A 13,109-nucleotide genomic window follows, 5' to 3' on the forward strand; every position below is an offset into this window, starting at 1 on the left:
AACCTCCCGGAACCGTCCTCGAGACGACCGGTCCAGACTCGAAGGCCACGGGAGGGTCCGGAGGCGCCTTCTCGAGAACGGGATAGTTTATTCCGCGTCGGGCCGAACGCAACGGTGTGATCGTCGTCGCAACGACCGACTTCGAAGTCTATCACGGCGTCGTCAACGAGCTTCGCGATCGCGGAGCGACGTTTACGACGGTCGAACCCGACGACGAGCTTCCGGAGCAGACCGACGTCGTCATCACGGACGAAGACAACGCAGACGCGTTCGAGGGTGTTCCCACGATCGTCGCGGCACCGAACGAGTCACGACGCGCCGTCGAACAGGCCCTCGCTGCACTCCGGGGCGAGGGGGGCCGAACGATCATCGGCGTCGATCCTGGCCGAAAGCCGGGTATCGCCGTCCTCGCGGGGGAGATGATTATCGCCACGTTCCAAGTTCCGATCGCCGACGCCGTCGACGTCATCACCCGCGAAGCGGCCGAAGCCGTCGACCCGCTAGTTCGGATCGGAGACGGCTCCCGGCTCCAGAGCGCAAAGCTCGTCAACCAACTCGAGGGCGTTCGCGTCGAACTCGTCGACGAAACGGGGACGACGCCGTACCTCGGAACGGGCGCTCGAGGGGCCGGTGACCTCCTCGCGGCCGCGAATATCGCGAGACTCGAGGGCGAACCCGTCGAACGTCGGGAGATCGAGCCCACCGCAGGCGAGTTACAGGCAATCAAAGATCGCTCGCGCGAGCGCAGCGAGACGAACCGCGCGATCGACGATTCGCTGGCCGAGCGCGTCGCCGCGGGCGAGTTGCGCATCGACGAGGCACTAGCCGAGCATCGCGACACCGACGAATCGGCGACCAGCGACGCCGACGAAGAATAAGAACGTACGTCCCCGAACACTACCGCTGGCGCTCTTTTGGACGATACGTGCGCGCGAAAAATCGGGAACGGTTCGATCTCGAGACCGCCTCGAGATGACGTTTTGCTGTGAGTGCAGATCGTTAGGCGGGGATCGCAGACGGAGCGATCGCGGAGCCGAACTGCACGTTCTCCTGAGACTGCATGCTCACTTGCGAGGCCGTCGCTTCACCGTCGTCCTCGGCGACTGCGTACGCGGCGTGCTGTTCGTTCAGGTTCTCTTGGAAGAGCGACTGGTACTGGTCAACGTTTGCATCGGGCTGGTAGGCGACGTCCTGTTTCTGCTGGCCGCCGACGTCCGAGTCGATCGTCATGATCGGGTTCTCGGTGGAGTTTTCACCCTTCAGGGAGACTGTCGTCTCTTCGCTGTAGAGCACGCCCGGTGACGATCCGGCCGCGTTCGACGGAAGCGCCTGTGAGATGCCGATCTGGGCGTTGTGGTTCTCTTGATGGGAGATCTGAATCGCGGTCGCCTCGCTTCCGTTGAGCGCGATCGCGACGGCCGCGCTCTGCTGGTTGAGGTTGAGCTGGCTCACGTCCTGGTACTGGCTGACGCTCGCGTCGGTGGATCCGCTTCCTTTCTTTTTCTTGTCGTGGGGGGTCTTCTGTTTGTCACTGGTGCTCTCGACGACGTCGGAGCCGCCGTTGGTGCTCGCCGACGCGACGTTCATCCCTTCGGTCGCCTCGAGGACGGACGCCGAGTAGGCGCTACCGATTTGCTCGTTGATGTTCGACTGCTCGGTCGTCTGGATCGACGTCGCCGTCGACTCGTTGCCGATGGCGATCGCGACGGCGAAGCCCTGGTGGTTGATGTTGGTCTGCATGCTATCCTGGGCTTGATCCAGCTCGGCGGTAGCGACCTGCGTACCACCGCTCGCCCTACTCGGGTTTACGTTTTCGGCGTTCGCGACGGCGCTCTGGGAGTTGACGTTGTGCTGGGAACTGTCCTGAATCGCGAGCGCGTCGCTGCCGTTCTCGGCAATCGCGAAGGCGACGCTCTGTTCGTTGACGTTCGCCTGATCGACCTGCTGTAGCTGCGTGACGGTCGCTTCCGAGTACTCTACCTCTTTGTCGGGTTTCTCGTCGTGGTCGCCGCCTTTCTCACCGGCGACCGCCCAGCCGTCGAAGCGCTGGTTGTTCTCCTCGCCGAAGAGGAAGTAGACGTCACCGACGTCCTGGAACTCGACGTGTTGGTCCTGCAGGTGCTGGTTCTCGGAGATCGCCTCTCCCTCCTGCGTGTTCTCGTTCGTCTGTCTGGAGTCCTGGATGGCCGTCGCGTCACCGCCGTCGATCGAGATGGAGGCCGCCCCCTCCTGTACGTCGACATTGGTCTGGTTCACGTCCTGGTACTGGACGATATCGGCGGCCGGACTCGAGGTGCCGGACGCGTCGCTTTCCCTGCTCTCGAGGTGTTCGTCTACGTACTCTTCGACTGATTGGTCGCCGAGGTCCGCACCGAAGACGAAGTAGAGGTCCTCTCCGTCCTGGAGCGTGTGGAGCGTTCGCTCGTCCTCGCCGGTACCATCCCCGCCGGAATCGTCCTGCGCGGTCGCGGGAAGGGCCGCGCCCGTCATCGAGAGCGCGAGCATCGCGACGACGAGAACTGTCGTGAGTTGTGATCGTGATATCATCGTGTATTTTTGGTATCGTTTCAAATGCCCTGTGAGGGTCTTTTTTACTGCATCTTCGCGGTGCGAACCATCATTTTCCGAATAGTGTCTTTGTTATCTGTAGGTTGTCGGGCAGAACAAGGTCGTTACCGCCTCGAACGAGCCGTTCGAATTCCGAGACGAACTCGAAGCCTGTCGCTACTCGCGGAAACCGTTCGGACCGGCGGGATTCCATGTGCTATGAGAGCTACTGACACACTAGCTCGCGGCCGAGACGTTCAGTAACTCGAGCATGTAGGCCTGTATATCCACGAAACGGGGACTCTCCGTGTCGATAGACACTCAAGCGAACCGGACACACAGCAGATTCGATTCGTGTGTATGCGAAATTACCCGCTCGCGCTGCCGGTATAGCCGCTGCATACGATCTCGAGACACCGATTAAATCGTCGGTAGGTTTCCCGTTCCGGCGATAAATTGGTGATACAGTGACTGACAACTCGAGAGTGACGTGTAACGGTGATCGAACGGCGACACAATCGAAAATAGACCATTGAAACTGTAATTCGGGTTAATACGGGCGCTGGTGGTCGGGACCAACCGGGCAACGCGCCGTGGCATCGCTCGGATCGGTCGACAACCCGCGAGGAACCGCGCACTCGAAGTGCTGGGAGAACCCAGAAACGCGGTGCGCTGGTGACGACCCGGTTTCGGCGGTCCGCGCGTGTATGCCCGGACGATGCACTAAGCAAACATGAAACGCACATTCACAGCGCTGATGGTATTCGCACTCCTCGGCAGCCTCGCATTCATGGGGTTCGCCGGGACTGCAGCGGCACAGAACGATGGCGTCGGAGCACCCGGACCCGGCGATGACGGTGGATTCGGTGATATCGGCGTCGGCGTCGGCGGCGATGGTGGCGACGGCGGCGACGCCACGCACGAAGGGCACGAAGTCGACGTGAGCACCGGACCAGCGATCGTTGATCAAGAACAAGACGCGTCGAACTCCAACACCCAGGCGGCGAGCAGCTCGAGTCCTGGTGAGAACCCGAACCACAACAAGTACCACGATGACAACGGCGGTAACGGTGCTGATGTGGTCCAGGGTCAGGAAGTCGAGCAAGAGAACGAGCAAGCACAGGCCGGATACGCTGACTCCTCCGCCGACGTCGACGTCGACGGTGACGCTGAAGCCGGAGACGGTGGCGACGGTGGCGACGCTGACGTCGACCAGAGCGAGGAAACTGATTTCGAATTCAGTCCCGGTCCAAATGACAACGTTGGAGAAGAGCCTGACACCGGTAACGGTGACACCGGTAACGGTGACACCGGTAACGGTGACACTGGCACCGGTAGCAGTCTCCTCGATCTCCTCGTCGAACTTGGACTGTTCTAAAATAGCAGGGGAGAACTGCTAGCAAGCGGGTTTCTACCCGCTTTCCGATCACGGAAGGTGTGATCGGGCATAACCCAAATTCGATATTTTATACACGAACTTCAGATACTACGTAAAAATCATGAAACAACATTCACTGTGCGATTTCGGGCGACAATACGGTGAGTAACCGATGGGACGATCGACAACGGGAATTGTAGTGGCGGTGGGTTTACTACTCGTGATCGGCGCAGGAGTCGTTGCCGTCGCCGGTATCGGCGGCCCGGCGGATGTCGACGATTCCGAGAACGAAACGAACCTGACCGACGAGTGTCACGAGGCCCTCAATGCGTCGAACGAATCCATCGATGCCAACGTCTCCGTCGACGAACTGCCCGACGACGCCGAGATCGAATGTGAAGGACTGGAAGACGACACCATGTTCAACATAACTATCGAAACGAACGAATCGAGCGACGACGGAACCACGGTCACCTCGACGGTGCGGACGATCGTCTGGGACACGGAAGACGAACGGGCCGTCTCTCACAGCGTCGCGACGAGCACCTCGTCGCAGCACACCGAGTCGAACGGGTCGACGAGCCAGCGCACGTCCACGAACCAGAGCAGCACGGTCGTGACCGGCGGGGAAAGCGTCGACATCGATCGAGGGGACGTTGTCGCCGAAGACGGTGAAGACGGCGAAGACGGCGAGGTAAACGTAAGTACCGAGTAGTATAACGTCAGTACCAGGTAATCAGCACCGCCCTCAGTCCTCGAGCAGTTCCCGCCCCTTCGCTTCCGCGCGTCGAAGCACCTCCCGGATCGACCACTGGGTATCGAGCGCGATCGCCGCCGCGTCGTCGTACTCCCCGCTCACGTCGTAGACGGTCCCGTCCGCGTCACTCGCGATTTTCACGCCGACATCATAGCGGTCTCCGTCGTGCTCGAGTGCGACGGTTTCGAACTCCCGGTTGGCGATCCACCTGTGGGTCGCTCCCGTTTCGCGGATGCCGAGCGTTCCGGTTTCCTCGGCCAGCGCTCGAGCGACGCGCTCGCGGTTTTCGGGTTTGCAGATGACCTTCACGAGGTGGCCGGGCCGGGACTTCTTCATCGTCGTCGGGACGATCGAGACGTCTCGAGCGCCCGCCTCGGCGAGCGTTTCCTGCAGTCCGCCCAGTATCTCCGGCGTCGCGTCGTCGAGGTTCGTCTCGAGAACCGTAATGTCGTCGCGCACGAGCGGGCCCGCGTCGTCGGACTCGCCGACCAGCGCGCGGAGAACGTTCGGATGCGGGTCTAGATCGTAGCCGCCAGCGCCGTAGCCGGACTCCTCGAGCGAGAGCGAGGGGAGGGAATCGACGCCGTCGGCGACGTGGCCCAGAATCGCCGCCCCCGTGGGGGTGAGCAGTTCGGTTTCGACGGGCCCCCCGCGAAGCGACCAGTCCGCGCGCTCGGCGATCTCGACGACCGCCGGGGTCGGGACCGGGTACTGCCCGTGGCTCATCGAGATCGCGCCGCCGCCGGTCGAAAGCGGCGTGGTTACGACGCGATCGACGTCGGTATCGTCGAGCAACAGGGTCGCTCCCACGACGTCCGCGATGGCGTCGTCCGCGCCGACCTCGTGGAAGTGGATCTCCTCGAGTGGCTCGCCGTGGACGCTCGCCTCCGCTTCGCCCAGCAGTTCGAAGATGGCGAGCGCGTCGCGTTCGACCGCCGGTTCGAGGGCCATCTCCTCGACGATTTCACAGACCTCGAGGTAGCTTCGGTGCGGACCGTGGCCCTCGGCGTGGACGGCGTCGTCGCCGTCTCGAGCGTCGCCGTCGTGACTGACGTGGGCATGATCGTGGTCACCGTCGTGGTGGGTATGACCGTCGCTTTGGTGACTGTGGCCGCCGTGATCGTGTTCGTCGTGGTTGTGGCCGTGACCCCCGTGACTGCAGTCCTCTCCGTGGTCATGGCCGTGAGCGTGATGGTCGCGGCTGCCGTCGCTTCCGTCGTGACCGCCGCCGTCGTGGTCGTCATCGCCGATTTCCTCGAGGCTGCCGTCGGCTCCGGTTTCGGCTCGCTCCCCGGACAGGACCACGTCCACCGTCGTCGCGGAGATTCCACACTTCGTCGTCTCGTCGATCCGGTACTCGAGCGAGAGCGCGTCTTCGACTGGCTCGAGGACCGCGGGATCCCCGCCGGCGTCGAGAAGGGCTCCGAGCAGCATGTCGCCGCTCGCCCCCATTCGACCGTCGAACGTCAGGAGTGTCATGTCTACGAGGCCGGGAGGCGGAACCAAAAGTCCTCGTTCTTTCGGCCGACTGGCTCGCCGGATCGAGTCGCCATCATGACGGCGAAATCGGACGACGCCGGTACATCTATGTACCTCCCTGTCCGACCACCATGTGTTAGACGATAGCATGGTCGAACGCCGGCTCACAGCCGCTGCTCACACGAGCACAAAACCTATCCGATCACGTACCGGAGTTACAGACAACGCCGTCCATCCCGAAATATGAACGAAGTTCAACTCGAGGTTGCGAAAGCGTACCCGAACGACTCGGGGCGCGGTATCGCCCGACTCGATCCGGACACGCTGTTGCATCTCAAGCTCAGTCCGGGCGACATCATCGAAATAGAAGGTGCAGACACGACCGCCGCGAAGGTGTGGCGGGCCGACCGACAGGACTGGAACACGGACACCGTCCGCATCGACGGCTTTACGCGCCAGAACGCCGACGTGGGGATCGGCGAACGGGTCACGATCCGGAAGGCGGAGGCGACGAAGGCGAACGAACTCGTCCTCGCGCCGCCCGAAGAGGCGTCGGTGCAGTTCGGTTCCGACGCCGCGGGCATGGTCAAACGCCAGATTCTGAAGCGACCGGTCGTCGGCGAGGACATCGTCCCGGTCATGTCCTCGACGAACCACCCGTTCATGCGCTCGCCGGGGCAGGCGATCCCCCTGATCGCCGTCGAGACCGAACCGGACGGCGTCGTCTTGATCACGGAGGATACTGACGTGGAACTCCGAGAAGAACCGATTTCAGGCTTCGAGAAAACCGGCGGTGGCATCACCTACGAGGACATCGGTGGCCTCCAGAGCGAGATCCAGCGGGTCCGCGAGATGGTCGAGTTGCCGATGAAACACCCCCAGATATTCAAGAAACTGGGGATCGAGCCGCCACAGGGCGTGTTGCTCCACGGTCCGCCCGGGACCGGCAAGACGCTGCTCGCGAAAGCGGTCGCAAACGAGACCTCCGCGAGTTTCTTCTCTATCGCGGGGCCGGAGATCATCTCGAAGTACTACGGCGAGTCCGAACAGCAGTTGCGCGAGATCTTCGAGGACGCGAGCGAGGAGTCGCCCGCGATCATCTTCATCGACGAACTCGACTCCATCGCGCCCAAACGCGAGGACGTCACGGGCGAGGTCGAACGCCGCGTCGTCGCACAGCTATTGACGATGATGGACGGCCTCGAGGCCCGCGGCCAGGTCATCGTGATCGCCGCGACCAACCGCGTCGATTCGGTCGATCCGGCGCTGCGACGGCCCGGCCGGTTCGACCGCGAGATCGAGATCGGCGTCCCGGACGAGGTCGGTCGCGAGGAGATCCTGCAGATCCACACGCGCGGGATGCCCCTCTCCGACGACGTCAGCCTCTCGCACCTGGCAGACGAGACCCACGGCTTCGTCGGCGCGGACATCGAGAGCCTCACCAAAGAGGCGGCGATGAAGGCGCTCCGACGCTACCTCCCCGAGATCGATCTCGACGAGGAGGACATCCCGCCGAGCCTGATCGACCGGATGATCGTCAAACGCGACGACTTCGGCGGCGCGCTCAACGAGGTCGAGCCCTCGGCGATGCGGGAGGTCCTCGTCGAGTTACCGAAGATCTCTTGGGACGACGTCGGCGGCCTCCACGATGCCAAAGATCAGGTCCAAGAATCCGTCGAGTGGCCGCTGAACAACGCCGAGCGCTTCGATCGGATGGGTATCGATCCGCCCGCTGGGGTCCTGTTGTACGGGCCGCCTGGCACCGGCAAGACCCTGATGGCGAAAGCCGTCGCTAACGAGACCAACGCGAACTTCATCTCCGTCCGCGGGCCACAGCTCCTCTCGAAGTGGGTCGGCGAGTCCGAGAAGGCGATCCGTCAGACTTTCCGCAAGGCCCGGCAGGTCTCCCCGACGGTGATCTTCTTCGACGAACTCGACGCGCTCGCGCCCGGCCGCGGCGGCGAGGTCGGATCGAACGTCTCCGAACGGGTCGTCAACCAGCTGCTGACCGAACTCGACGGCCTCGAGGACATGGGCAACGTGATGGTCATCGGCGCGACGAACCGCCCGGACATGATCGACCCCGCGTTGCTCCGCTCGGGTCGGTTCGACCGCCTCGTCATGATCGGCGAACCGGACGTCGAGGGCCGCGAGCGCATCCTCGAGATCCACACCCAGGACACGCCGCTCGCCGCCGACGTCAGTCTCGCGGAGATCGCGGAGATCACGGACGGCTACGTCGGCAGCGACCTCGAGTCGATCGGGCGCGAGGCGGCCATCGAAGCCCTTCGCGAGGACACCGAGGCGGACGTCGTCGAGATGCGTCACTTCAGACAGGCCATGGAGAACGTTCGCCCGACGATCACCGACGATATCCTCGACTACTACGAGCAGATCAAAGAGGACTTCGCGGGCGGCTCGAGCGTGACCGAACCGGGGACGGGTCGCCGGGGCAGTCGTATCGGCTTCCAGTAACCGCTTTCCCGTTTCGCTCGCGTCCCCGAGCTATCGGGATCGATCGTTCGGTTCCTCGACGAGCGCGGCCGCTCGATTTCTGTGAGTGTGGTTTCGGTCGCCGGTGAAAACGTCAGTTCAGTCGCCGGTGAGAACGGACACTCGATCAACGGTCCGTTAACCGACCGTTTCGTCGGGACACGCACCCGTTGGTAGCGGGCACGATCGCGGTTTCGCTGCGACTGACTCGAATTCGGGCCACGGGGGTAGCTGACTGGGTTTTCCGCCGATAGCCGTCGATATCTGGCGTCACATTCGTCTTCATTCGTCTGAATTCTCCACAACTTCTCGAGACGATCGGGGCCCTATTTCCACGCCAGCGGAGTAGCCCGTTCTATCTCGAACCGTAATGTCAAACCAATCACCACACGATCGCCGGCGGACTTCGTCGGGCGAATCTGTCGACGGGCAAGAGGCAACACAGCGGCCGCTCGAGCGTTACCTCCCGTCGGTCGCGAAGCCGATCCGAGTGGCGAGTTTCTGGCTGGCTATCATCCTGCCGTTCGTCTACATTCCGCTTTTGCTCACCGGGCTCTCGAACGGGCCGGAAACCGGAACCTTCCTCGCGCTGCTGGGGTGCAACCTCGGGGCGCTCTACGTGGGTCACTCATATCGAATCGAAGACGAACTGTGATCGGTTGGCGGTTCCACCGTTGTGATCGGTAGGTAGTTCCAGCCGTTGTGACTGGGGACGGTTCGGCTCGAGTCGTTCGGCGAGGGCTATCGACCCACGGAGGCGATCGCGCGCCGGATCGCCTCGCGCTTGACGAGGAGAAAGCCGGTGGCGATACAGGCGAAGCCGACGGCCGTCGCGGGCTCGATCGCTTCGTCGAGGTAGAGCCAGCCGACGACGGCGGCCACGATCGGGGCGACGTACGAGACCATGTTGATCTCGACGGCGCCGAGTCGCTCTAGTAACTCGAAGTAGAGCAGGAATCCGACCGCGCTCGCGGCACACGCGAGATACGCCAGCGCACCGATCGCTTCGGGTGCGGTCCACGCCGAGGGATCGATCGGTTCCCGAATCGCGAGACTCGCGCCGTGCATCACGAGCGCGCCGCCGAGCATCGACCAGGCCTCCATGGTCTCGATCTCGATCGGCGCGTCGATCCGTCTGACGAGGACGCTTCCGAGCGCGAACGCCGTCGCGGCGAGAAAGACCAGGATCGTCGCGACCACGTCTGTCGCGAACAGGTCTCCCGGGTCGGGTTGAGCGATGATCGCGACGCCGAGGAGTCCGAGGACGACGCCGCCGAGTCCGGCCGACGAGAGCGCGTCGGCCGGGAACAGCACCCGCGAGAACCCGGTGGTCAGAACCGGCGAGAGGCTTACCAGGATCGCCGCTGCGGCGGCGGTGGTGTGGCGCTGGCCAACGAACAGGAACGCGTGGTAGCCGGCGATGAGAAACACCGCACCGACGGCGACCGCGTACCACTCCCGGCGTCCGCGCGGGAGCCAGTTCTCGGCGGCGTAGGCGGCGTAGCCGAGCATCAGCAAGCCCGCGATATCGTAGCGAAACGCGGCGAACAACACCGGCGGGAAGTGTTCGAGACCGGCGCTGATCGCGACGAACGCCGATCCCCAGAGGATCGAGAGGAGGCCAAACAGGAAGGCGGGACGACTTCGACTCACGCATCGCCGTTCGAGTCGCGAATCCTATACGTTGTGGTATTCCGTCGATGAGAGCGGACTTCGATGCGGCTATCGTCCTCGCTCGAGCGACGCTGCAAGTCGGCCCCAATTGGGAGGGTTCGGGCACGTATTGGCAATCCAGAATTTGGTGTATTGCACAACTCCCTGCGCTGTTCGAGGCGATTTCACGGGCAGATACCTGGCAAAACTTTAAGTTGCCTTCAGAACCAACGTGTGGTATGGCCGCTCACGGCCGCCCCGCACTGCGGGACCTGTTCGACGAGTCGCCGACCCCACACATCGCACACCCACCCCGAACCCACCATCGAGACTTCTACGTCGCGACGGACGGGTCGTTCCGACAGACGGGTGGCGGGCTCGGCGCAGTTATCGAAACCAGAGACGGCACTCGAGTCGCACGCGTTGCGACCGCGGACGCCCCGCCCGATAACAACGTCGCCGAGTATCGGGCGTTGCACCTCGGGCTCGACGTGCTTGCCGCACGCGCACCGAAACACGCGAGCGTCGGCGTTCTCATCGACCACGATTCGCTGGCCAGTAACGTCAACAACGCGATTCTGGCGACGAACCATCCCGATCGGAAGCCGCCGCGACCGTTTTCGATCCCGTCGAACACGGAACACCACTGGCGGGGCATTCGGGCTCGAGTCAACGGCTTCGACGAGATCCGTGCGGCCCGCATCGACAGCGACCAAAATCCGGCTCACGCCCTCGCGAACGAGCCGTCCCAGTACGAACACGTCAACCGGGAACTCGATCGGTGCGTGCTCCCCGATCCGCCCGAGCCGACGATTTCGGAGGTTCCGCCGCCGTCTCGAGCCAACCGAAACGGCGGTCGCGCCTCCGATTGATCGACGCCGCCAACCCAGACGAGCGGGCCGTCGTTCGGTCCGGCGACCGCTTCGGTTCGATCACCCGTATCGATCGCTCCGGTTCGAACCGCCATCGTTATTTTCTCGCCCTGAAGAATCAATTTCGATGAGTCTTCGCGTCGCCGTCGCTGCGCCGTTCGTCCAGAACGGCACAGACAGACTTCGAGAAAACGAGTTCGTCGTCGCGCTCTCGCTGGACCGGGACTGGTTTTCGCCCGATCAGGCGACGCGACTGATCGACGTCGCGACCGGCGAAGACCTCCTGTCCCGGGACGGAACCGACCTCGAGCTATCGTTCGACCCCGCGACGGTGACGATCCCCGACGACTTCGTTCCGGACGAGGACATCCTCGCGGAGCGGTCGGCGTTCGAGCGCGTCCTCGATGCGCTCGTCGCCGAGGGAATGGAGAAACACGAGGCCGTCGGCGCGATCAACACTCTCCAGCAGGAACTCGACGTCACGATCGAAGCCGCGGCCGTCGTCTACGCGCGCCGGGAGGGAATCGACGTCTCCGACCTGGCTCCCGTCGCCAGAAACGCCTTAGTCGGGTCCGAGGACTGAACCCCGCGATCGAAGACGATTACTCCGTCGGGGCCGACCTGACCGTATGGTCGAGACGCGAGTTACGGACGGCCGTCGCATCGCCGAACTCCTCGCGAGCGAAATCGACGGCCGAGAAGACGGCAACCTCGAGCGGCTGGCAGTCGTCGACGCCGACACGGACGTCGAGCCGACGACCGACGGCGCTCGAGCGTACGACGTCGGACGAACGGAGGGGTCGGACCGAACGGAGGGGTCGGACCGAACGGAGGGGTCGGACCGAACGGAGGAAACGAAACGTGAGGCGCAGGAAACGGACCGTGAAGCAGAGACAGAACGCGAGGGGCCGGCAGAACGGGAGCGGCCGGTCGCCAGCGTGTTCGTCCACGAGGATCGGGTCCGCGTCGAGTTCGAACGGGGCCGCGATCGCGCGGCAAGCGCCGCCGAGGCGGTCGGACTCAGGGTTCGGCCGAAAGCGACGACGCCGCCGAAAACGCTCGTGTTCGTCGAAGACGGCGGCGAGGTCAAGCGAGCGTCTGACGTCTTCGACGACGTGAGCCGATCGATTTCGGAGTGACTTTTCGGGAGATTCGTCGCCGCAGAAACGCGTTCACTCAGCGTGGAAGCGTAACACTCAGCGTCGAAAGTGCGTCCAATCTGCGTCGGACCTGGGTTTCACTCACTCGAGCGTCGCGAGCACGTCCGGGAGCTCCGTCGCGATCGAATCCTGCGCTAGGTGGCCGGCGGCCCGGTCGTCCGGTGCGGGACCGTCGGGTTTCAGCACCTGAATCGCGTCCATTCCGGCGTTAGTCGCGCCGGCGATATCGGCCTCGACGTCGTCGCCGACGTAAACCGCGTTCTCGGCGTCGACGGCCAGTTCGGACAGGATCGCGTCGAAGGCTCGCGGGTCGGGTTTGCCCGCCTCGAGTTCGCCCGTCACGAGCGCCGCGTCGAAGGCCCGTTCCCAGCCCAGCGTCTCGAGTTTGTCCCGCTGGGCCCGAACGGGGCCGTTCGTGAGCAGGCCGACGCTGTAGCGGTCCCGGAGGTCAGCGAGCAGCGATTCGACGCCGGCGACGGGCGACAGCGAATCGGCGATGGTCTGGCGGTACGCGACGGCGAGTTCCTCGGCGTCCGCGTCGGTCTCTCGATCGGCCAACAGTTCGGCGAAGATCGGCTTGCGGGTCGTTTGCGTGAGGTTCTGGCGGTGCGCATCGAGGTACGACTCGCGGCTGATCGATGGTATCCCCGTCGCAGCGGTGACGTCCTCGAGAATCGTCTCCCGATCCCGGTCCGGGACGGCCAGCGTTTCGTCGAGGTCGAAGACGACCGCCTCTACCATGCTCGGTGCAAGGAACCGGACGGGTTTGA

General features: G+C 63.6%; 12 protein-coding genes. 8 read left to right on the forward strand and 4 right to left on the reverse strand.

What is annotated here, in order from left to right:
* Positions 1 to 116: 116 nt before the first annotated feature.
* Positions 117 to 878: a hypothetical protein gene (locus BM348_RS04425; protein WP_092902377.1), complete on the forward strand. Its 762-nt coding sequence runs from the start codon at positions 117 to 119 to the stop codon at positions 876 to 878.
* Positions 879 to 999: 121 nt separating this feature from the next.
* Here BM348_RS04425 and BM348_RS04430 read toward each other — a convergent pair whose 3' ends face one another.
* Entirely contained in the window at positions 1,000 to 2,547 is a 1,548-nt protein-coding gene (locus BM348_RS04430) for a hypothetical protein (protein WP_175507102.1), read from the reverse strand.
* A gap of 733 nt (positions 2,548 to 3,280) precedes the next feature.
* Between BM348_RS04430 and BM348_RS04435 the strand changes: the two genes are divergently transcribed.
* Positions 3,281 to 3,925 carry a hypothetical protein gene (locus tag BM348_RS04435; RefSeq protein ID WP_139231142.1) on the forward strand — a complete coding sequence of 215 codons (645 nt, stop codon included), beginning with the start codon at positions 3,281 to 3,283 and terminating at the stop codon, positions 3,923 to 3,925.
* Positions 3,926 to 4,097: 172 nt separating this feature from the next.
* Complete coding sequence (locus tag BM348_RS04440) at positions 4,098 to 4,640, forward strand: hypothetical protein (protein WP_139231143.1); 543 nt, start codon at positions 4,098 to 4,100, stop codon at positions 4,638 to 4,640.
* A 33-nt stretch (positions 4,641 to 4,673) separates the two neighbouring features.
* On the opposite strand, the gene larC is transcribed toward BM348_RS04440, so the two are convergent.
* Positions 4,674 to 6,161 carry a nickel pincer cofactor biosynthesis protein LarC gene (gene larC / locus BM348_RS04445; protein WP_092902383.1) on the reverse strand — a complete coding sequence of 496 codons (1,488 nt, stop codon included), beginning with the start codon at positions 6,159 to 6,161 and terminating at the stop codon, positions 4,674 to 4,676.
* Positions 6,162 to 6,404: 243 nt separating this feature from the next.
* Between larC and BM348_RS04450 the strand changes: the two genes are divergently transcribed.
* Together BM348_RS04450 and BM348_RS04455 are read left to right on the forward strand one after the other, a co-directional pair.
* On the forward strand, positions 6,405 to 8,636 hold the full coding sequence (locus BM348_RS04450; protein WP_092902385.1) for a CDC48 family AAA ATPase: 2,232 nt from the start codon (positions 6,405 to 6,407) through the stop codon (positions 8,634 to 8,636).
* Positions 8,637 to 9,024: 388 nt separating this feature from the next.
* Entirely contained in the window at positions 9,025 to 9,309 is a 285-nt protein-coding gene (locus BM348_RS04455; RefSeq protein ID WP_092902387.1) for a hypothetical protein, read from the forward strand.
* Between the two features lie 86 nt (positions 9,310 to 9,395).
* Here BM348_RS04455 and BM348_RS04460 read toward each other — a convergent pair whose 3' ends face one another.
* Positions 9,396 to 10,307 carry a DMT family transporter gene (locus BM348_RS04460; RefSeq protein WP_092902389.1) on the reverse strand — a complete coding sequence of 304 codons (912 nt, stop codon included), beginning with the start codon at positions 10,305 to 10,307 and terminating at the stop codon, positions 9,396 to 9,398.
* A 239-nt stretch (positions 10,308 to 10,546) separates the two neighbouring features.
* On the opposite strand from BM348_RS04460, the gene BM348_RS04465 reads away from it, so the two are divergent.
* From BM348_RS04465 to BM348_RS04475, 3 genes are all read left to right on the forward strand, one after another.
* Positions 10,547 to 11,179 carry a reverse transcriptase-like protein gene (locus BM348_RS04465; RefSeq protein ID WP_092902391.1) on the forward strand — a complete coding sequence of 211 codons (633 nt, stop codon included), beginning with the start codon at positions 10,547 to 10,549 and terminating at the stop codon, positions 11,177 to 11,179.
* Positions 11,180 to 11,306: 127 nt separating this feature from the next.
* Positions 11,307 to 11,762 carry a DUF2240 family protein gene (locus tag BM348_RS04470; RefSeq protein ID WP_092902393.1) on the forward strand — a complete coding sequence of 152 codons (456 nt, stop codon included), beginning with the start codon at positions 11,307 to 11,309 and terminating at the stop codon, positions 11,760 to 11,762.
* A gap of 46 nt (positions 11,763 to 11,808) precedes the next feature.
* Complete coding sequence (locus tag BM348_RS04475; RefSeq protein WP_092902395.1) at positions 11,809 to 12,318, forward strand: hypothetical protein; 510 nt, start codon at positions 11,809 to 11,811, stop codon at positions 12,316 to 12,318.
* Between the two features lie 102 nt (positions 12,319 to 12,420).
* Here BM348_RS04475 and BM348_RS04480 read toward each other — a convergent pair whose 3' ends face one another.
* Positions 12,421 to 13,080: an HAD family hydrolase gene (locus tag BM348_RS04480; protein WP_092902397.1), complete on the reverse strand. Its 660-nt coding sequence runs from the start codon at positions 13,078 to 13,080 to the stop codon at positions 12,421 to 12,423.
* Positions 13,081 to 13,109: the final 29 nt, after the last annotated feature.

This window comes from Halostagnicola kamekurae, from assembly GCF_900116205.1.
Taxonomy (GTDB): domain Archaea; phylum Halobacteriota; class Halobacteria; order Halobacteriales; family Natrialbaceae; genus Halostagnicola; species Halostagnicola kamekurae.